At 48.4% G+C, this 20,874-nt stretch carries 17 protein-coding genes; 6 read left to right on the plus strand and 11 right to left on the minus strand.

From position 1 onward, the window contains the following. The first annotated feature begins 37 nt into the window (after nt 1-37). Nucleotides 38-826 carry a hypothetical protein gene (locus EAO33_RS03200; RefSeq protein WP_120944934.1) on the plus strand — a complete coding sequence of 263 codons (789 nt, stop codon included), beginning with the start codon at nt 38-40 and terminating at the stop codon, nt 824-826. Here EAO33_RS03200 and EAO33_RS03205 read toward each other — a convergent pair. Then, a complete protein-coding gene (locus EAO33_RS03205; RefSeq protein ID WP_120944936.1) occupies nt 823-1,578 on the minus strand; it encodes a type IV secretion system protein in 756 nt (251 codons plus the stop codon). The two genes, EAO33_RS03200 and EAO33_RS03205, sit on opposite strands and share 4 nt — an antisense overlap. A 53-nt stretch (nt 1,579-1,631) precedes the next feature. On the opposite strand from EAO33_RS03205, the gene EAO33_RS03210 reads away from it, so the two are divergent. Continuing rightward, on the plus strand, nt 1,632-3,986 hold the full coding sequence (locus EAO33_RS03210; RefSeq protein WP_120944938.1) for a VirB4 family type IV secretion/conjugal transfer ATPase: 2,355 nt from the start codon (nt 1,632-1,634) through the stop codon (nt 3,984-3,986). Nucleotides 3,987-3,988: 2 nt separating this feature from the next. Next, nucleotides 3,989-5,293, plus strand: a complete 1,305-nt coding sequence (locus tag EAO33_RS03215; protein WP_120944940.1) for an anaerobic C4-dicarboxylate transporter — start codon at nt 3,989-3,991, stop codon at nt 5,291-5,293. Here the strand turns inward: EAO33_RS03215 and nusA are convergent. Further along, nucleotides 5,282-6,418, minus strand: a complete 1,137-nt coding sequence (gene nusA / locus EAO33_RS03220; RefSeq protein WP_120944942.1) for a transcription termination factor NusA — start codon at nt 6,416-6,418, stop codon at nt 5,282-5,284. The genes EAO33_RS03215 and nusA overlap by 12 nt on opposite strands. Before the next feature lie 120 nt (nt 6,419-6,538). Here nusA and EAO33_RS09410 point away from each other — a divergent pair, with 120 nt between their 5' ends. Both EAO33_RS09410 and EAO33_RS03225 read left to right on the plus strand, forming a co-directional pair. Further along, nucleotides 6,539-6,799, plus strand: coding sequence for a pirin family protein (locus EAO33_RS09410; RefSeq protein ID WP_235853021.1), 261 nt, complete (start codon nt 6,539-6,541; stop codon nt 6,797-6,799). Beyond that, nucleotides 6,763-7,398 carry a pirin family protein gene (locus EAO33_RS03225; protein ID WP_235853022.1) on the plus strand — a complete coding sequence of 212 codons (636 nt, stop codon included), beginning with the start codon at nt 6,763-6,765 and terminating at the stop codon, nt 7,396-7,398. Before EAO33_RS09410 ends, EAO33_RS03225 begins: the two co-directional genes overlap by 37 nt. A 35-nt stretch (nt 7,399-7,433) precedes the next feature. Here the strand turns inward: EAO33_RS03225 and EAO33_RS03230 are convergent, their stop codons facing one another. The 9 genes from EAO33_RS03230 to EAO33_RS03270 form a co-directional block, all read right to left on the minus strand. Beyond that, a complete protein-coding gene (locus tag EAO33_RS03230) occupies nt 7,434-8,780 on the minus strand; it encodes an outer membrane family protein (RefSeq protein WP_268877453.1) in 1,347 nt (448 codons plus the stop codon). Nucleotides 8,781-8,865: 85 nt separating this feature from the next. Continuing rightward, nucleotides 8,866-10,521 (minus strand): outer membrane family protein, encoded by a 1,656-nt coding sequence (locus EAO33_RS03235; protein WP_120944945.1) that lies wholly within the window; start codon nt 10,519-10,521, stop codon nt 8,866-8,868. A gap of 172 nt (nt 10,522-10,693) precedes the next feature. Then, complete coding sequence (locus EAO33_RS03240; protein ID WP_120944984.1) at nt 10,694-12,169, minus strand: outer membrane family protein; 1,476 nt, start codon at nt 12,167-12,169, stop codon at nt 10,694-10,696. A 118-nt stretch (nt 12,170-12,287) separates the two neighbouring features. Then, a complete protein-coding gene (locus EAO33_RS03245; RefSeq protein ID WP_120944947.1) occupies nt 12,288-13,652 on the minus strand; it encodes an outer membrane family protein in 1,365 nt (454 codons plus the stop codon). Nucleotides 13,653-13,656: 4 nt separating this feature from the next. Further along, on the minus strand, nt 13,657-15,123 hold the full coding sequence (locus EAO33_RS03250; RefSeq protein WP_407920461.1) for an outer membrane family protein: 1,467 nt from the start codon (nt 15,121-15,123) through the stop codon (nt 13,657-13,659). Between the two features lie 164 nt (nt 15,124-15,287). Then, nucleotides 15,288-16,739 (minus strand): outer membrane family protein, encoded by a 1,452-nt coding sequence (locus EAO33_RS03255; RefSeq protein WP_120944950.1) that lies wholly within the window; start codon nt 16,737-16,739, stop codon nt 15,288-15,290. Nucleotides 16,740-16,920: 181 nt separating this feature from the next. Then, the gene (locus EAO33_RS03260) at nt 16,921-17,856 is read right to left on the minus strand and encodes an ACP S-malonyltransferase (RefSeq protein ID WP_120944953.1); all 936 of its coding nucleotides are present in this window, start codon (nt 17,854-17,856) and stop codon (nt 16,921-16,923) included. Between the two features lie 29 nt (nt 17,857-17,885). Continuing rightward, nucleotides 17,886-18,410: an outer membrane protein gene (locus EAO33_RS03265; protein ID WP_235853023.1), complete on the minus strand. Its 525-nt coding sequence runs from the start codon at nt 18,408-18,410 to the stop codon at nt 17,886-17,888. 116 nt (nt 18,411-18,526) lie between these two features. Further along, entirely contained in the window at nt 18,527-18,886 is a 360-nt protein-coding gene (locus tag EAO33_RS03270) for a hypothetical protein (RefSeq protein WP_120944957.1), read from the minus strand. Between the two features lie 88 nt (nt 18,887-18,974). On the opposite strand from EAO33_RS03270, the gene recG reads away from it, so the two are divergent. Continuing rightward, a complete protein-coding gene (recG, locus tag EAO33_RS03275) occupies nt 18,975-20,837 on the plus strand; it encodes an ATP-dependent DNA helicase RecG (protein WP_120944987.1) in 1,863 nt (620 codons plus the stop codon). Nucleotides 20,838-20,874 lie beyond the last annotated feature (37 nt).

A 20,874-nucleotide genomic window follows, 5' to 3' on the forward strand; every position in this document is an offset into this window, starting at 1 on the left:
AGTATAATGCTTGGCAAATTTTGATCAAAGGTTTACCATGAATCCTCTGCAGGCGATCCTCCATGACTCCCAAAAGCGTTTGATCTTAGACGCGCGCGCCTACGCGCATAGAGTGTTAATGCAACACAAACCCTACCCATGGCATGATCCCACGCTCTATAGCAATTACATGAAACAAGTCGCCTCTTTACTAAAGGCGGACGCGTTGGTGTTGCGTTTTGATAAACTCTTAGAAGAAGAATTGCAAAACAATAGCGCGCTGGTGGCTAAGATGGGGGAGAAAAAGCGTAGCGGATACGCCCTCAAGGTGTTTTTAGGCGATGAGACATTGCGTGCTATCACAACTTCGCTCATCAACACCGCCACCCAAATTTTGCATGTGCATATCCTAACCCAGCTCCCCTCTCCACTCACACTTTTACAAATGACAGCTAAGGCTGTGGGGGCTAGCCAAGATTTTGAGGACGAACATATAGAAAACGCGGGGGTGTATTACGCCGATTGGTTGCGATCTTACAAGGATTCTAAGGTGCGTGGCTTGCTCTTTGATGCGCGCCCCCACGATCTCAACACAAGCTTATACCAACCCATCACCAACACCGCACAGAATTACGCATGGCTGGTGGGCTTTAGAAAAGAACAATCCCTAGAATTTTTAAGCGAGTCCAAGAGTATCCCGGTTTTAGACAGCGATTTTTGGATCGATCAAAGTCAGGGGGGGGCATGCGCGGGGGGGGCGTGTGTGAATCGCGTTTTTTTCACCGAAATCCACCAAGATGCCGTGCCTGAGGTGGTGTTAGAAAAACTCACAGAGTTTGTCAGTTAGTCTTTGAGGTGCGAAATTTCTGTAACACTGTAACGGGTAACCTGAAAGCCGGTTGGGTTTTTGGGCATGGGGGCGTAGTCAAATTGGGGTTGGGGTAGAAAGGTGTAGCTAAGAGTTACATTGTAGCGTTTCTCATAAAGCAATTTGCCCGCGCGGAAGAGTTTTGCGCTGATCTGGGCGTTGGCAAGATTAGCCCCCTTAGCCCTTTGTAAAATGGCGACATTGATGACCTTGATGTCGCGTTCCATGTGTGTGTCGGTGTAAATGCTGTTTTTAGAGGCGACTAAACTCTCAAAGATCGCCCACACCTTGTGATCGCTTTGCAGGCGCACCACCTCGTAGCGTTCTTGATCGTCAATGTGGTTAACGCTCTCGCGATTGAGGATATAAGTGCCTATGAGCGATCGCACCAACGCCTCATTGCTGGAGATACTCTCATCAGCACGCTGGATAATGGCGTAATGCTTGTCTTGATTGGCGAAGTCCACAAAATGGTGTTCTGTGCGCTTGAGGGGCAAGAGCACCACCAAGGCGATGGCTAGGGCTAAACTCACCACACTCAACACGCCCACAAGTTTATAGGCGATAGCCACGCGTTGGCGTTCCAATCTAAAAACGCTGTTCAAGTCCAGTTTCTGGCTTGCCAAACTCTCCATTTGCCGGCGCATCTCGGTTTCAAAGGCTTGTTGTTGGCGCGTGAGTCGTTCTAGCAATTCTGCAAACAAGGCTTCTTGTAAGGGGTCTTTATCCATTGGGACCATTATAGTTAATCCTAACTTAACGCAAAGACCACTATAATAGCCCCATGTGGGAGAAGTTTGGGAGTTTTTTGCGCGCTAAGGCTTGGGATTTGCTCGTGGGAGTGAGTCCTAAAGTCTATTCTATGGTAGAAGAAAATAATATTTTGGGGCTTTATGACACGCGTTTTTTACTCACCAAACAAGAACAGCTCGTGGGAGCGGTGCAAATTGAGGGCTTGAGTCTGAGTGCCCTAGCCCAACAGGATTTAGAAAATTACTTTGAGTGCAAACACAACGCCTTGAGCCAACTCTGTGGCATTGTCTTGCGCATTTACACCAAACGCCAAGAAATCACCCTCAAGCAAAATCCCCGCGTGCAAAACCCGCACGCCCAAGAGATCATCTACAATTTTGAGAGCAAATCCATTTATGAGAATAGCTATTACCTCATTTTAGAAACCACCACCACCCCGCTTAAGGGCTTTTTTGAAACCAAAAAGCGCGCCTTGATCGCCTCTGATGCCAAAGACCCCTACGCGCACAAACTCTCTTTGCTCAACGATGCCATCGCAAAAATCACCCATGCCCTGCAAGATTTCCACCCCCAAATCCTCAACGCGCACGAAGTCCTAGAGTTTTACGCCGCGATCATCAATGGCATAGAATTGCCCTTGCAACCCCATTGGGGTTTTTTAAGCGATAGTTACATCGCCACTAATGTGTTCTTCCACAAGGATTATTTTCTGCAAGAACGCTATGGCATGCGCGTTTATAAGCGCATTTTAGGGATCAAAGCCTATGAGAGTCAGAGCATCACCTCCATAGCCCTGTCTTCTTTGCTCCACCAGCCCAAAGAATTAGACATTGTCTTTTCTATCAAGCCCTTGGGTTTGCAAGAAGCCCTAGCCTTTATCCAAGAGAAGATTCGTTTGAGTTTAAGCAAATTGGTGCGCGCCCAATTAGAACATTACTATGAACTCCTCAAATCCAAACAGCTTGTTTTGCAACAATGCGCTTTGAATATCATTCTTAAAAGCCCTAGTTTAGACGCGCTTAACCAGCACACCCAAGAGGTCTTAAGCCTGCTTTCTAACCAGCACTTGGTGGGCGTGGTAGAAACTCTGGGGCTCAAACCCGCTTATTTTTCGCTTTTTCCGGGGCGTATCCAGCTTAATCCCCGTTTGCGTCTGTTGAGCGCGCAGGCGTTGGCGTGTTTGGTGGTTTTTGAGCGGGCTAACCGGGGCTTTAAAAGCAATTCTTGGGGGGATATGCCCTTGAGTGTCTTCAAAAATTTGGATCACTCCCCCTATCTTTTCAATTTCCACAACCAAGAAGTGCGCCATAAGGGGGTAGCCGCCCATAGTGTCGCTAAAGTCAATGGGCACACGATGATCATCGGGGCGACAGGGGCGGGCAAGACGACTTTAATGGGCTTTTTGATGATGAGCGCGCTCAAATACGACCACCTCAATATTCTCGCCTTGGATCGCGCCTATGGGCTTTTTTCTTGCACGCATTACTTTGGGGGGGTGTATAATAGCGGGGCGCATTTCCAAATCAACCCCCTATCCTTAGAGCGCACCCAAGAAAACCACGATTTTTTGCACTCTTTTTACGCGGCGATGCTGGAGGTGGGCACACAGGACATAATAGAACGCAATGCGATCCACAAAGCCCTAGAGAGCTTGTATGCTACCCTCTACCCCCAAGCCTTTTGCTTGCAAGACTTCAAGGACGCGCTTGTGCACAACCCAAGACTTTCTCTTGCCCTAGAACCCTATTGCAACCACCCCCTTTTTAACGCCATGCAAGATAGCTTAGAGTTTAAAACCCCGTGGACAACCATCAACATGGACGCGATCACCCTCAACACTAAAGATTTGGGCTTACTAGCCTACTACATCTTTTACAAGGTCTTATCGCGCGCGCTCAAAACCAAGCAGGGCTTTTTACTCTTTGTCGATGAGTTTAAGAGTTACGCCCAAAATAGCGTGCTCAACGATCACATCAATACCCTTATTACCCAGGGGCGTAAGGCTAATGGGGTGGTGGTGCTAGCCTTGCAGGATGTCCACCAACTCTACGACTTAAAGCATGCCAAGAGCTTTATCAACAACATGGGCACTTTGATTTTCTACCCCCAAAAGCACATGGATAGCGCTTTACTCAGCACCCAGCTAGGCATCCAACTAAGCCACATGGAAGCGCATTTCCTAGAAAACACCCCCACCCACGCCCACCAAGTGCTCATCAAAAACATGGGCGATGGGAGTTCTAATATCGTGGATATTAGTCTTAAAGCACTAGGTCCCCATTTGCAAATCTTTAGCTCCAATGCCACCCATGCCCAGCATTTAGAACAACTCATGCGCGCCCACCCGCGTGATTGGCGCGCCAAACTTCTCACACAAGGGGCTTAGGAATGCTACTCACTTTACAGATTTTGGGCTTATTGGGGGCGATTTATCTAGGCGTGCGCTTGGGGGGTATGGGGATTGGCTTTGCGGGGGGCTTGGGGGTGGTGGTGTTGAGCTTGTTTTTAGGCATGCGCCCGGGTCATATCCCTTGGGATGTGATTCTCATCATCATGGCTGTCATCGGGGCGATCTCTAGCATGCAACTTGCTGGCGGGTTAGATTATTTAGTGGGTTTGGCTGAAAAAATCTTGCGGGGCAAGCCCAAATACATCAACTACCTAGCCCCCCTAGTTACCTACACCCTGACTTTATTAGCCGGCACGGGGCACACCGCTTTTTGTGTCTTCCCCGTGATTGTAGAGGTGGCTAAGGGACAAGGTATCCGCCCCTGTCGCCCCCTATCCCTAGCCGCAGTGGCTTCCCAAGTGGCGATCACAGCTAGCCCGGTGTCGGCGGCTGTGGTGGCGATGAGTGGGTTTTTAGAACCCTTGGGGGTGTCTTACCCCACCTTGTTAGCCATTTGTATCCCCACAACTCTGTGCGCGTGTTTGATCACCGCCTTTTTGGTGAGCGCGTTTTTGCCCAACCAGCTAGAAAACCCTCTTCCAATTACAAACATGCCCGAGCGCGCGCCCAAAGAGATGCGCAGGGGTGCAAAACTCTCTGTGCTGATCTTTGCTTTGGGGATTGTGGCGGTGGTGTTTTACGCCAGCGCGATCTCTAAAAATGTGGGCTGGATCAAGCCCGTAATTTTGCCGCGCAACGATGCGATCATCGCCTTCATGCTCACCATAGCGGCTAGCATTGTGTTAGCGTGCAAAATTGATGCCAATGAGTTAGTGCATACCAGCACCTTTAAGGCGGGCTTGAGCGCGTGCGTGTGCGTGCTGGGCGTGGCGTGGCTGGGGGATACCTTTGTGAGGGGTTATATTGAACCCATCAAAGCCATCGCCTCTACTTGGCTCACCCACTACCCCTTTTTACTCGCCGTAGGCTTGTTTTTGACTAGCATGTTGCTGTATTCCCAAGCTGCCACCACCAAAGCCATTATCCCTAGCGTGATCATAGCTTTGGGGATCACCCCTGAGCACACCCAGCATGTCTATATCGTGGTGGCTTCCTTTGTAGCTGTTTCTGCGCTCTTTGTTTTGCCCACTTACCCTACCTTGCTAGGGGCTGTGCAGATGGATGACACGGGGAGCACGCGCATTGGTAAATACATCTTTGATCACCCGTTCTTTTTGCCCGGTTTATGTGTGGTGAGTTTGTCTGTGGGGTTGGGCTTTGGGCTAGCCCCTTTACTCATTTAAAGAGGGTTTAGGGGAGGGTTTAAAGAGCGATTCGAGCATGCTTAAACCGCTTTTGGTGGGGGTGGTGGGGGTGGTGGCTAGGACATCAAAATCAATATCGTAACCTGTGAGCATGCACGCTAGGCGCACATTGACTCCGCTTTTGCCAATGGCTTTACTCTTTTGATCCCCATGCAAAGTTACCAAAGCGTTTTTTTGCACCTTGTCTTCTAAGGGGGTTTGGCTCAGTTCGATCTTGATGATTTGGGCGGGGGATAGGGCGTTGGCGATGTAAATTTCTGGCACTTCGTGGTAGTGCACGCAGTCGATGCTCTCATTACAGAGTTCTTTGCTGATGGCGTTAATGCGCGTCCCTTTAACCCCCACAGTCGCGCCAATGGGGTCAATCTGGGCATTGTGTGAGCGCAAGGCAAGTTTAGCGCGATCGCCCGGGATGCGCGCGATCCCCATAATTTCAATCTCTTTATCGGCGATCTCAGGCACTTCTAAATGCAAGAGAGCTTCTAAAAACTTGGGCGTGGTCCTAGAGAGTTCTAAGATCAAGCCTTGCTTGCTAAAGCGCACACTCTTTAAAATCGCGCGCAAGGTGTCGCCCGCCTTGAAACTCTCTCCCTTGATACGGTTGCGCAGAGCTAATACCGCCTGCACGCCCTCGATCTCCACAAAGGTGTTTTGGTGCTTATCCACATCTAAAACCACGCCACGCACAATGGTGTTAAGCATGCCCTTGTATTTTTGGAAATATTGGTCTTCTAGGCTTCTTTGGATATTGTATTCCAAGTCCTTAAAAAGCGCGTTCACCGCACCGCGTTTCATGTCCTTTAAACTGATCTCATAATACACTAGATCGCTAGGCTTCAAAGAGGGGTCATCTTGCAGGGCTTTGCTCAAGGGTAGCGTGTTTGTGGGGTCTGATTCTAGCTTGGGATCGTCATCGGCGCACACTTCTACGGCATGCAATAGGGTAAAGTCCTTATTGTTATCATCAATGATAAAATTAGCCTGTGTGTCGATGGTGTTTTTTGCCACTTTCAAAATGCTATTTTTGACAACTTCTTTTACCATCTCTAAACCCAAGCCCTTTTCATAGGCGATCAATTCTACGATGTCCAAGATTTTTTCCATCTATGTCCTTAAAATGTGGGGATTTAATCAAAGTAGATAGGCGTAGTATAGCAAAATTCGGGTTAAAACCCCTTTGGGATCGATTAGCCATCGTGTTTTATAATGGGCAAAAGGATTGGAATGAAACAAATAGCTAGCGTGCGCGGTGCTTCGCGTAAACATTGGGTGGGCGATGGTTTTTATGTCAGCACCATGCTCAGTTATAACCACCAGCACGATCTTCACGATCCCTTTTTGCTTTTAGACTACAACCAGCCTTATTACTTTCAAGCAGGGGGAGTGCATGGGGTGGGCGAGCACCCCATAGGGGTTTTGAAACGGTTACGCTTGTCTACCAAGGGGAGGTGGCGCATCGAGATTCGCATGGAGGCGGGGGCGTGATTGGGGCTGGCGATGTGCAATGGATGAGCGCGGGGTTAGGGGTGATGCACCAAGAATTCCACTCAGAGGCGTTTGCCAAAAGGGGCGGGGTGTTTGAGGCGGTGCAAATTTGGGTGAATTTACCCAAAGTCCATAAGATGATTCCCCCCAAATACCAAGCCATCCAAGCTAAGGATATTCCGGTGGTAAAGCTCAAGCAGAGTGGGCGCGCGCGCGTGATCGCTGGGGAATTAGAGGGGGTAGAAGGGATCGCGCGCACCTTTAGCCCTATTGGTATGTGGGATGTGTGTATGCATGCCAACAAGAGCTATGTCTTTGGCGTGCCAGAAACCTATAATTTGGTGATCTTGGTATTGGAGGGGAGCGTGCTTATAGGGGAGCAGGAGGTTTCACAGGGGCATTTGGTGAGTTTTCAAAGAGGGGGATCTGGGGTAGAGATAAAGGCTAGGAGTGAAGCTAAATTGTTGATTTTAAGTGGCGAACCTTTAAATGAGAGTGTGATCGGGTATGGTCCCTTTGTGATGAATAGCCAAGCAGAGATCAAGCAGGCTATTTATGATTTGGAAAGGGGGGTGTTTGGGCAGATCGTGGGGGGCTGAAACCCTACTCCCGGATAAAGGCGCGGTGCTTCACTTTATAAGATTTGAAACCCATAAGTGAGGGTGAACATCAAATGGCTACGATCCGAGTCCACATTGCGGGGCAGGGGGAAGGCTCCCCATGAGCTACAATAGCCAATGCAGTAGCCCTTTTTGGTGATGTTGTTGTAATACTCTATTTTGAGATCGAATTCTAAATTGTATTTGCTCCAAAAGTAGTTGAGGAATAGGGCTAGGCTTTGTTCGTTGGCGCGCGGAGAACCTGTCAAACGCCCTAAGATCTTCCAAGTGAATCCCCGGTAGTGCGATCCAAAATACAAAAAGCCATTGAGCGCGTCCTTGCCTACGATGTTATTAATCTCAGCGTCATAAATGCTATTAGTCCAGATGTTGTAACCCAGAGGGTCGCCATAAATCCCAATGTCCCCATTGGCGTTGCCAATATTCTTATAGATACTGCCCCCAAAACTCCATTTATTGTAATAAAAGCGTGAGCGGAAGAATAGAGTTTGCCCGTCCTTACCCATGTTTTCTTGCTGGAAGAGAATGATGTCAGGTCCACGCCCTGAGGGGGGGAAGAAGGGGAAAAAGCCCACGAAAGTGCCCACCCATCTAAAACCCTTGTCCTTGAAATTGGGATTAGTGTCGTAGGTGATATTGATCCCGGGGGCGTTCATGCGCCCAAAGATGGAGTAAAAATAGGGGTTGACTTTCCAGCCCTTCTTTTGGTAGCGCACTTCAGCGATCATCAAGGGTTTGCCGCTGGTGTAGTAACGCCCAAAGGGCCAAAACCAGTCGCTAGAGGCAGAGGCGCGCGCATCGGAGTAAAGCACGCGTAATTTGGTGTCCTTGTATTTGACATAGCCCTCCACGCCCTGACTAAAAGAAGTGAACCAATCGTAGTCAGAGAGTTCATAACGCCCTCCCTTGATCCCAAAAATACCCTTGTAGTCATAACTCAAATAAGCGTTATGCACCATAAAATAACGCGGTTTTTGCACATGCAAGCCACTGTGCCCGGCAAACCAACCGATGTATTCCCAAAATATCCCCCCGTCATGCTGGTAATACTGCCCGGGTCCTCCGGGTTGACCCGGGGGGATATTATTGCCTTGATAAGCTGTGGAGTCGTAAGGCAGGGCTGAAGCCATGGCTCCCACTTCGGCGCGCAAACCCTTGTAAAGGTCTAAACTCAAATTCATCTCGGCTAAAAGAGAGGTGTAACTTCCGGTGGGGTAGATCAAACGCGCAGGGTTGTATTTTTGGTTATTGAAACCAAATTTGGTGTAGGTGCTTAACTTGCCCGTCAAACTCATGTCAAAGGCGGATAAACGCCCTAGAAATGCGAATAAAAACCCCAAAAGAAAGAGTGTTTTGTGCACGACAATCCGCCTTTAAGCTGTTTTTGCGATCAAAAGGCGATTATAGCAGATTCCGCCCCGCTTAAAAAGCGCAGGCAGACATCCCTTAGAAGCTGTAGCTGATATGGGTCATCAAGTGGCTGCGATCTTGAGCAACGGTGTTTCTGATATAGCCCACATTGGCAGGTCCTTGTGCGAACGCGCTAGAGGAGAAAAGCCCGGTGTTGATGTCTAGGGGCTGACCGTATTTACTCAAGTAGCCCACGCCCGGGTTATAGCCCGCGCGGATGACTTGCAAGAACCATTCGAGTTTGATCCCCGCTTTGATGTGTTTGCCAAATTGGTAGTCTAGATACAAGGCTAGGGCTTGACCATCTGCGCGCGGAGATGTGGTGTAACGCTCCGCTAGCTCCCAGTCAAATTTTCCATAAACACCCCCGACTTTTGCGTAAAGCGTTAGAGCGTCCGCAGCGGTGATGTTGTTGATGCTGGCAAACCCTAGCGAGTAGATACCACCCGTCCATTGTTCCACACCATCGATGGCAACGGGGTTACCATAGGTCCCGATATTTGGGTTGGGGTTACCTAGGGCGTAGTAGACACCAAAGGAGGCGTTGTGGTTATTGAAGTCAAAGCGTTGTTTGAAGAGCAAGACCGCCCCACCGGGTCCTTGCAACCCGCGCCATTGCCCTTGATCTAAGAAAGGGTCCCAAGTGTTATAACGCGCGGGAGCATAACGCCCAAAACTAGCGTTATCCCATTGGTAGACATACATGCCATAGAAAGTGGTTTGCGATCTAAAGCCCCGCCCATCAAAATCCGGGTTGGTGTCATAATAGATCTTCACTTCGGGTGCGGTGAACACCTGCGGGGAGAACCACACATGGGGGTGGACATAGAAATGTTTGTTCACTTGGTAGATAAACCCGATCTTGTGCTGACCCCAAGGCTTTTCGCGGTAGATAGGGAACATCCATTGCCCATCAGCGATACCACGGCCCCAGGAGCTAAACACTTGGAAAGTCAGTTTGTTGGTCAGCTTGAACATCCCATAAAAGCCCTGTGTGAGTTGGTAGAACCAGTCGACCATTTGTATTTGGGTGGTGTCATAACGCCCAAAGATCATCCACACCCTATCGCTTTTATACTGGATATTAGCCTTGTAGATTTCATAGCGGCGCGACTGCCCCGGGGTATAAGCGCTAGCTGGGTAGTAGTTGGGGAACAAGCCATTCCACTCGCCCATAAACATATAGCCAATCCCCCTAGGATCGGCGATGCCCCCGGGCTGGTATTGGTTGGCATAAGGACCGCCCGTAACGATGGACGAACAGAATTGACCGCCTGCAGTGCTACATTGGTTTGCGTATTGTTCCCATTGCTTCCACAACGCTGGATCGGAAGACTTGACATCTGTCGCATAACGATCGTAGCGCGTGCCATCGTAGGGCATACCCCCTAGCGCGCCTCCCACAGTGGCACTCCAACCCTTGCCCAAGTGCAAGGTGCCCTCTAGCTTACCGGTGAGCTCCACAAAAGTGCCCGTGGGGTAGATTCCCTTGATAGGATTGATGGGAGAAGTGTTAAAGCCCACTTTAGAGAAGTTGATGAGATCCCCATGCACCTCGTAGCTCAAAGCGTCTAAAGCGCACACCCCTAAGGACGAGGACGCGACAAGAGCCGGGACAACTCTACTCAGCCCCAAAGCGCGGAGCCACCCGTCCCTCTGCCCCTTTTGTTGATGATTGATTGTTACTTCCATGTTACACTCCCTTTCAAATAGCTTAATAAAGATTGCCTTGTTTAAAAGACCTGTTTAAAACACGCGTCCTTGTGCGCGCATTGTAATATTTTTTTTCTTAAAGATACCCTAGTTTCTACCTTTTTCTCCCTGCTTGAGAACATTATGTGATCTTTTTCACCCATTGCCCCACCTAGAACTTCAAAGTGATGTTAGTCATCAGGTGGCTTCGATCTTGGTAGTTGGCTTGGTAGGCGGGGTCGTTGAAATGGGGCAGACCAAAGTAACCCACGCGGTAGCCTTGATGGATTTGCACCCCATAATACTCAATTTTAAAGTGCAAAAACACAGAGGGGCTAAAGGCGTAGTCTAAACTCAGGGCGGCGGAGTATTCATTAGCCCGCCCGCGGTGCCCTTGGGCATCTTTATTGGCATTGCTCACGCGCCCAAAGATATGCCAAGCGAATTTTTTATACACACTCCCCACAGAGCCATAAATGGTTGTGGTGTTGGCGTTAATCATCGCGTCAGCCAACCCGTCAAACCCGGTATTATCCCAGAAATCATAAGCCACGATCCCATAAATATCATTGACATAAGAGGTGTTATTCCCCATGGGCATGGTATGGTAACCGATGATCGCATCTGAGTTGCCAAAGGTGTTATAGAATCCTAAAATGTAGGTGAATTTGTTCCAGCGAAAAATTTGGCGGATATTCAAAGTTACCCCGTATTTGCCCATGCGTGATCCAAAGTGCGCGCTGTCCCAAATGCTATAGAGCCCGGTTTGGGGATCATACCAGCCCGAGTTATAAACCGGGATTGTTACCATCAGCAAGGTTTGGGAGCGAAACCCCACTTGCTGGAAATTCCTATTGGTGTCATAAACGAGCTTAAAACCCGGTGCGTTGTAGGTTTTGGGCGCAAAGTAGTAGTAAACTTCCGCGCTCAAGCCTCCATGATCGTAGGTTGCGCTAATCCCATGCCAGCCGTAGTTGATGAATTTGCCATTTTTTTGCAAATAAGGCACAACGGCATAGAATTGGTAAATCCAAGAGTTAAACGCCAAACCCCGCCCAAAAGAGCTCCACCACCACAATTTGAGATTCTTCATGGGTCTGTAGTAAAGCTCCCAGCCTTGGTTAGACCCGCTCATCAGGTCAATATTGGCTGCGTAACGCCCCAACTTCACCCCAAAGATGTTTTTATACTCGTAATCTAAATACGCCGTGTCTAGCACATAGGGGCGCGCGTTGTAAGCCCCGGATTTGCTAGGTCCTTCATAATCCGGTCCAAAATACTTATTGAAGAAGTAGCCATGCCAGCCCCCAATGAAGTTGTAGACATCAGAGCCAAAGAGTTTGCCATTAGACTCGTCTATGAGATACTTAGTTGAGTTATAGGGCACTCCAGCCATCTCCCCACCTAAGTAAAAATTGAGTTTGTGGTTAGCCGTGTGCTTGGGCAGTAGACCTACGCGCACTTGGGCGATCCCGGCTACATCTACAAAGCTCTCTGTGGGGTAAATGCCCTTAGCTGAATTGAGGCGGGAGTGGTTAAAGCCGATCTTAGAGAAAGTGTCTAGGTGCCCGCTAAAACTATAATCAAATGCGTGTAAAAAATACACACATAACAGCCCCCATAGACTAAAAAGGCGCATCAACGCCATTTGTGTTCCCTTGGTTAGTTGGTTTATCATAGTAACTCCTTTAATATCTTGTTACCATAGAAGGTTTTTTTAGTCAAAAATTTTACAGGCATGCCACTCCATTGTGTTACCAAAATACTTAGAATTGTGCTTTTAAAGAGGTCATGATATAACTGCGATCTTGAGTGTTAGGAGCAAAGTTGGGGTTATTTGGGTTATAAGCCCCATTGTAGCCCACCTTATAGCCCCTATGCGTGCTCACTTCATGGTAAACCAAGCGTATATCGCTGGTGAAGTAACGACTCCATTTGATCCCAATATTAAAGGATAGAGTTTGTTCGTTGGCTCTAGGGGAATAGGTGAGCTTACCCAACATCCCCCAAGAGAGTCGCCTATACACCCCTCCCCCAAAGGCGTAAATGGTGATCGCATTGGGTGCAAGCATATTGTCCATTAACCCCCCATAGACGCTATTATCCCGGTAATCTATGGCAATGGGGCTTCCATACCAGTTAATTTTAGCGTTCGCGTTGCCGATATTTTGGAAATAACCCACTCCAAAGTTGAACTGGTTGTAGTCAAAGCGTTGTTGGAAATACAAACTCGCCCCCCAAGACCCCAAAGCAGAACCCCTAAAGTAGTCGTTGTAAAGATGGGGACTATAAACCGGAAAGATCGCCACAAATTCGCTCAAGGATTTAAACCCCACCCCCTCGAATTTGGGGTTGCTATTGTAGTGGAATTTAAAACCGGGAGTTACATAGGTGTTAGGGGAGAAATACACAAAGGGATCAAAGAACACATAGGGGTTCTCATAAGTCAGCCCAAAGGCGTGGATGCCTAGGTTAATGGGTTTGCCCTCTTTAGTGGTGGTGGTTACTGGGGCATACCAATCGCGCACAAATTCCCCCACCGCCAAAGAACGCCCAAAGGAGCTAAACCACCTAGTCCGCAGGTGTTTCAAAAGCTGGTAAGAGATTTCAAAACCCTCTGTATAACCACTCATAAAGGTTGCTTTGGCTAAATACCTGCCCGCTAGAATTGTGAGGGTTTTGCCATAGTCGTAGCGCAAATACGCGCTATAGAGCACATAGGGGCGCACACGCCGATCTGACTCCACATTGGAACTCTTCCATGGGGCATCGCCCAAATACCCCCACCACCTGCCTATGTAATAAAACACCTTAGAGCCATAAACCTGCCCGGTGCTTTGATCCACCAAATAGCGCGTGCTATCGTAAGCCACCCCCCCCAAAGCCCCCCCCAAACCGCTACTAATTTTGTGCATGCTTTTGTTAAACAAGGTCGCGTCCACTTGGGTTTTTAAAGTCATAGCCACAAAGGTTTCTGTGGGGTAGATTCCTTTTTGGGAGTTGATAGCAGAGTGGTTAAAACCCACTTTGGAAAAAGACTCCATCATCCCACTCAATTTATAATCAAACCCCCATAAGAATCCCCCCTTTAGCATGGACACCAAAACTAGCGCGCGGGCAAGCTGGCGCATCGCACTACAGACTTACCTTAATTTCTGTAAAGATATGGCTTCTGTCTTGATCGGTGGCTGGCTGGCTATCCAAGCGGGGACCATTCCAACCCATTTTATAGCCTTGGTGCATCCCCACATTGTAATACTCTACTTTGATGTCCGCGTAGAAGTGTTTAGAAAACTCATAACCCAAGTTGAAAGAAAACACCTGTTCGTCAGCTCTGGGTCCATAGGTGAGTCGCCCCAAACAACCCCATAAGAAACGCCCATGCACACCCCCCCCAAAGAGAAAGGCGGTAAAAGCGTCCGCGTCCATCATGTAAGAGAGGGAGTTAATGGTGTTGGCATATACGCTATTGGTCCAAAAGTCAAAACCCAAACGGCTCCCGTGGTAGCCAATCATCCAGTTGGCGTTCCCAAAACTCTTGTAAATCCCGCCCCCAAAGTTGTAGTTATTGTAGTCAAAGCGTTGTTTGATCATCAAGCTATGCGCGTTCTTTTTAGAGAGCATGCCAAACTGGTAAGTGTCCCAAAAACGCTTGGCATAAAAGGGGTTTAAAACCGTGATGTCGGTTTGGGATCGCCAGCCCAAGCCTTTGAAGTCTGGCTTGCTATCATAGAGGATTGTGAAGTTAGGGTCGTATTCATTATTGGGTGAGAAGTAGACAAAGGGCACAATACTAAGCCCCTTATACTGCCAAGTGATATAGAAGGCATGCACCCCCGGGTTGATCTGCTTGCCATTAGCCAAAGTGTAGGTTTTAGGTGAGTAGAAATTATAAAGCCACTCATTATAGGCAAAGCCCCGCCCAAAGGAGCTAAACCACCAAAATTTAAAATTCTTAACCTTAAGGGTCATATCAAGCCCTTGGGTGTAACCACTCATGTAGTCTGCCGGGGATTCATAGCGTCCCCCCCTAAAGCGGAAAATGTCCTTATAGGAGTAGTCGAGATAAGCGTTGTAGATGACATAATGTCTAGAGTTGTCGGCATAACCCTGCGCGCAACTCTCATGGGTTTGATCGGAAAGGGCGGTGAGCTGGGCTTGGGTCATGCTCTGCCCTTGGGCATAACTACTCACCCCATTGCTCAAACTGCACTGTGCCCAAGGCTTTTGCCCCACCAGCCCACCCCAGTAGCCAAAGTAGTTCCAAGCCATATCCCCATAGGGTTTACCGGTGGCTTGGTTGATGAGCCCGCGCGTGCCATCATAGATCAACCCCCCTCCCATACCCCCCAAACTCCCCGAGAGGTGATGCCCGGCCGCAGTCGCGCTTTTAGAGAGCAATTCTGGGAAATCTAGTTGTAAATACGCCACCACGGTTACAAAGGTTTCTGTAGGATAAAGCCCTTTGTTAGTGTTGATAGGTTTGTTATTGAAACCCACTTTGGAAAAGGATTCCGCCCCTGCCTTAAACTTGGCAAAAGACTCTAAATTGCGCCAATCCAGCGCGTCCACTTCGCCCAATAACCCCAATGCGGCTACCAAACTCTTGGATAGCAAAGCGATCTTCTTCAATGCTTGCCCCTTGTATGATGTAGGGAATGTTTGGGCGCGCGCTTTAAGTGCGCTTACCTTACATTGATTTTAACATGCTAGGCGTGAATTTTCTCTTAGTTTGCGTTTTTCAAGAAAAGACACCCCTAAAAGCCCTAGAAAGTGGCAATCAAGTTGGTGGTCAAGTCGCTGCGATCTTGATACCCACCCTGACAGCCGGTGGTGCAAAGTCCATTCAAGCCCGCTTGATAACCCTTGTTGGTGTGGATTCCATAGTAGGCAAGGGTGATCGCCCCACTGAGGATTTTATTAAAGGTGTAACCCAAGCGCAGGGTAACGCGCCCCTCATAGGACACCGGCGCGCTACTCCATTGCCATTGCATCTCCCAGCTGAAAGTGTCTTTAAAATGCCTGCCCCCATACCCAAAGTTGCCCGTAACCGCATCCGCCTTCATCGCCGTGCCCGATCCGCCCGCATACAAGCTATTGCCCCCCAGTAACACCCCAACAGGGTTACCCATGTTGCCCACTTTGAAATTGGGGTTTTGGAAGTTCTTGTAGAAAGTGCCCGCGATGAAAAATTCGTTGAAATCAAAGCGTTGTTTGATGGCTAGACTTTGCCCGGATTGGGTGGCTGGGGTGTCATAGGAGTAGTTGCGCGCGCCCTTGCTATTGAACACCACCCAAGGGTAGTAGGTGGGGAAGAATAAGAGCAATTCGGTTTGGGAGCGAAAACCTCTTCTAGAGAAGTTGGGGTTAGTGTCCCAAGTTAGCTTCACCCCCGGAGCGTTGAAGATCTTAGGCGAAAAGTAAAAGAAACCCTCCATTAAGAGTTTATTCCATTGGTAGTTGACCTGCACGGCATGCGTCCCTAAGAGCACGGGCGCGCCATGTTTATCCCAGCCCCCTTGGGCGTTTTTGGTGTAATTGCCCGTGTAGGTAGGGCGCGCGGCATACCAGTCCATGATAAAAGAGCCGTACGCAAACGCCCGCCCAAAAGAGCTAAACCACATTAAGCGGAAATCCTTAGTCCCTCCATAGACCTCAAAACCCTGAGTTTGTGCGCTACGATAGGACATGCGGGATTTATAACGCCCCCCCTTGAACCCAAAGTAATCTTTGTATTTATACTCGATGAAAGCCTCGCTAAAGACATAGTTGCGCACGGCTTTAGCAAATTTGGCGTTCTTGGTGGGCAGATCATCATCATCCAAGATATTGACATAGCCCCCCATAAAACCATTGTAATACCCAAAGTAGTCATGCACCACAGAGCCTCCGGGGAGAAACCTCGTGCCATCGTAGAGCACGCCCCCCACCATCCCCCCTACTTGGATCAAGGTCTGGTGGGGGGAATTTTTAGGAGTCAAATCCAGCTTGAGATTCAAATAACCTGTGATCGTGGCGTAGGTAGGAGTGGGGTAGATTCCCTTTGCTCGATCCATTTTGTTGTTGTTAAAACCAATGGTGGCAGATTGATCGGCAAAGCCTCCGATTTTATAGCTAAAGCCCTGTAAAGAGCCTGTCGCCAACGCCAAAGAACCCAAGAGGACTAGAAGAGAAGTCCTAGGGGGGGGTTGTTTGAAAAAACGCGATCCCTGTGGCATGTCGCCTCCTACAATTGAGATTTAAAAAATATTGCATTAAAACCCATTTGATTACAAATGGTTTACCTTAATGTAACTAAAAAATTGTAGGATAGCCTTTATTTGTGCGTATGCTTCGCATTTTCAGCGATAAAAATAGACCAAATGCTACATAAAGCAACAATTGGCGGGCTCTTATGGGCTATTTGAGTCCTTGAGCGCGTGTAAACTCTAGGGCTTCTTGTAGGCTGGCTTGGTTGGTGATACTCAAAGTAGGTTTGGAGCTCAGGCGTTTGTTGAGACTCTGTAGCACGCTTGTGCCAAACTCTAAATAATAGCGGGCATGTTCCTCACAGAGTTGCAAACACGCGTCATAGCGCACGGGTTGCACCAACTGCACCCCTAGACACTTGAGTGCCTCTGCTTTAGAGCGGTATAACAAGGCGTTAGCGTTAGAAACCACGCCAAAGTCATAGTTATCCTCCAAACTTTGGGCTAGGAGCGCGCTAAAATCCTCTAGCATGGGGGCTAAAATTTCACAATGACTCACCACGCTCATGGGCAATAAGACCAACTTTTTAGCCCCTAAATCCTTAGCTTGCAGGGCGCATAGCACTTCTTTAGCTCCAGCCAACACGATTTGAGAGCCATTAAAATTAGCCGCATACAGCACGCGCCCCTGCGATCTAGCTTGGGCACAAAAATCCAATAGAGGCTCTTTAGACGCGCCCAAGACAGCCAACATGCCTAATTCTTGGGGGTTTTGCGCGCACACGCGCTCCATCAAACGCCCCCGCTCAAACACGAGTTTTAACCCCTTGGCTAGACTGAGTGCCCCACTAGCCCCATTAGCGCTAATTTCGCCCAAAGAATGCCCCAACCCAGCACTAATTGGCAACGCTCCCACCTCTGCTTTAAAGACTCTAAAAGCCACCATAGAAACCAAAAACAGCGCGCTTTGGGTGTAGGGGCTTTGGTTGAGTCGCGCATCTTGCTCCCATAGCAATGCCTGCATGTCCGTTTGCAAGACATCGCTAGCTTCTTCAAACATCTCCCTAGCCAAACTAAAATGCGCGCAAAAATCCTTGCCCATCCCCACTTGTTGCGCGCCTTGCCCGCCAAATAACGCCACTGCCATTGTGATCCTTTTTTAGAAGAAATTGTAGCCTAAAAATACCAAGTGTGGGAGAGAAAGATACTATAATCGCGCACAAATTTAGAACCGATCTCGCCATCAAGTGGGACCTTAAACCCAAACTCCACAGAAACATCATGGTAGAGAATAACCGTTTGGAAACGCACACCCACTTGGGCGAAGATTCTAAAAAAGGTATGCCTAAAGCGCAAACTGGTAAAGGAGCGGTAGTTTTCGATCAAAAAATTGCGCGAAAAACGCGAAGTCGTCCAAGTGTTACCCCCTACCATCATGCCATAGAATAGCCCCCACACATTCAAGGGGTTTTTATGGTATTCCACCACCAAATCCCCCCCCACTCCGTAAGTAAACATATTGGTTTCTATATTGCTATTTTTATCCAACATCACAAAACCATAATCTAAAAAGCCATAATAGCGGGTGTAAAACCAACGATCTAGGGGGTTGTATTCGTAACCAAAAAGGATACTCGCCCCCTCAATGGTGCGGTAATGCCTTTGTAAAGTGCCATTAGCACTCAGGGTATAAAAGTGCATCTGCCCCACCTGGTATTGGCTAAGCAGGAAAGTGCGACTCTTAGCAGCATGCAAATGGAGAGCAAAAAGCCCCCACACTCCCATAAAGCACAGAAGACGCGCGAAAATACCCGCTCCTAGTAATTGTGGTTGAGCGGTGAGCTCAAATTGTCTTCGTGGTTGTTCCAATTTTGCAAAACATTATTATTCTGCGGGGTATACATAGGACCTGTGGGCTGTTCAGCATTTTGAATCGCGTCTTCCACGCTGATAATTCGATCCACCTTTTGGGTGGTTTTGGCATCGTCAATGCGGTGTTCTAAGCCCTCTATGGCACTATCTTGCTTCACCACATTTTGGGGCTTGAGTTTTTGGGCGACTCCGGTTTGGGGCGCGTTTTGGGGGTGGGACTTGCTAGACCTTGGGGTATCCTTGCACCCCACCAATAAGCCCAAACAACCTAAGATGAGGGCACAAGATTGCAACAAGTTTAACATCGCATATCCTTCATTTTTGGGCTATAATAGCATGCTTGAGGTAAGAAAAGACTAACTAGGTGTGTTGGTGGCTAGATTAGATAGCAAACTGGATTTAGGCGTAGGGCTTTGCTTGGTAGATTTTTTAGAACTCGTGTTGCACCCCCCCAAGGGGTATAGCATTTACATGCTTTTAGAAAATCTCCAGCCAAACCAACAAGGTTGCCTAGAAGTGCAGTATTTGGGCATGAGTGCGGCTAAAGTGCTCAAAGTGCGCGCCCTAGCCCTAGCCTTCCAGCGCGAGATTGAATTAGTCTGCTTTAATTACTCTGCTTACCACACCCAAGTCCTCTCCCAAAAGCGTTACTTCGTCTATGGCAAGATTAGCCACAACAACTACACCGGCGCGCTCCAAATCACCCAGCCCCAAGTGATCCAAAACCCCCAAAGCATCGCCTTGTACTTCAAACAAGAAGCCAAATACACCCGCGCTTTCAAAGCCCAAAAAGCCATTAAAAATTATTCTAATTTTGTGCGCCAAGTCTTGAGTGTAGACAATCTTGCCAAATTAGCCCTAGTGGGCGTATCCCAAGAGATGATCCAAGACATCAGTCTACTCTTCCATCCCACTTTAGAATTTGTGCGCGCCTTTGATGCCCATAAAGGCATTTTTGGCAAATACCTAGAGGCGCTCAAATTTATCGAGGCGCTGGTTTATATGTTGCGCTTGAGTGGCAAAAAATGGGAGTTTCCTAGTAAATTTGCCGGGCATGCCAATACCCAAGCTCTTCAAGAGTTTATCCAAACCCTACCCTTCGATCTCACCTGCGATCAAGAACGCGCGATCGCTAGTATCCAAGAGGACATGCAAGGGGAATTAGCTAGCAAGCGTCTAGTGATGGGTGATGTGGGTTGTGGTAAAACGATGGTGATTCTAGCCAGTGTGGCTTTAGCTGCGCCCTATAAAAGCCTTTTAATGGCACCCACTAGCATCTTAGCTAAACAACTCTATGAAGAGGCGCGCAAATTCTTACCTCCCTATATCAAAGTGGCATTACTCTTGGGGGGGTATACCCCCAAGAAAGCCTTGCAAACCCTGCAAGAAGCGACCTTTATCATCGGCACAACCACCCTTTTATACGCGCCCTTGGACATGTCTCAAGTCGCTCTAGTGCTCAGTGATGAACAACACCGCTTTGGGACTAAACAACGCCATGATCTAGAACAGCGCGCGCGTATGGGGTTTGCAGATGGTTTTGTGCACAAGCCCCATTATCTGCAATTCTCTGCTACCCCCATCCCCAGAACCCTAGCGATGATGGGCGCAAAATTTGTCAAAACCACTCTCATTAAAGACAAACCTTACCACAAAGACATCGCCACTCACTTGATTGATAAAACCCACTTCAACGCCCTATTAAACCATATCCACCAAGAGATCGCCCAAGATAAACAAGTCGTCATCATCTATCCCCTTGTAGAAGAGAGCACGCGCGCCACTTATATGCCCCTCAAACAGGGTGCGCTTTATTGGCAAAAACACTTTGAAAAAGTCTATATCACCAGCGGAAAAGACACGGATAAAGAGGAAGTGTTGGAAGAGTTTGCCAAAGCGGGCAATATTTTACTCACCACCACCCTTATAGAAGTGGGGATCAGCCTGCCTAAACTCTCTAGCATCGTGATTGTGGGAGCGGAACGCTTGGGGTTAGCCACCCTGCACCAACTCAGGGGCAGGGTCGCGCGCTTGGGCGGTAAAGGCTATTGTTTTTTATTCACGCATAACACTGATAACCCCCGTTTACAGGAATTTAGCAAAACCCTAGATGGGTTTGAGATTGCTAATTTAGATCTCAAATACCGCGATTCGGGGGATTTATTGCAGGGCACACAACAGAGCGGGGCGCATTTTAGCTATTTAGATTTGAGCGCCGATCAAGCCCTCATCACCCAAGCAAGCGCGCTATTTTAGTCCATTTCATTAGCCGACTTCGCTAGAAACTATGCTA

Source organism: Helicobacter labacensis (assembly GCF_003660285.1).
GTDB lineage: Bacteria > Campylobacterota > Campylobacteria > Campylobacterales > Helicobacteraceae > Helicobacter > Helicobacter labacensis.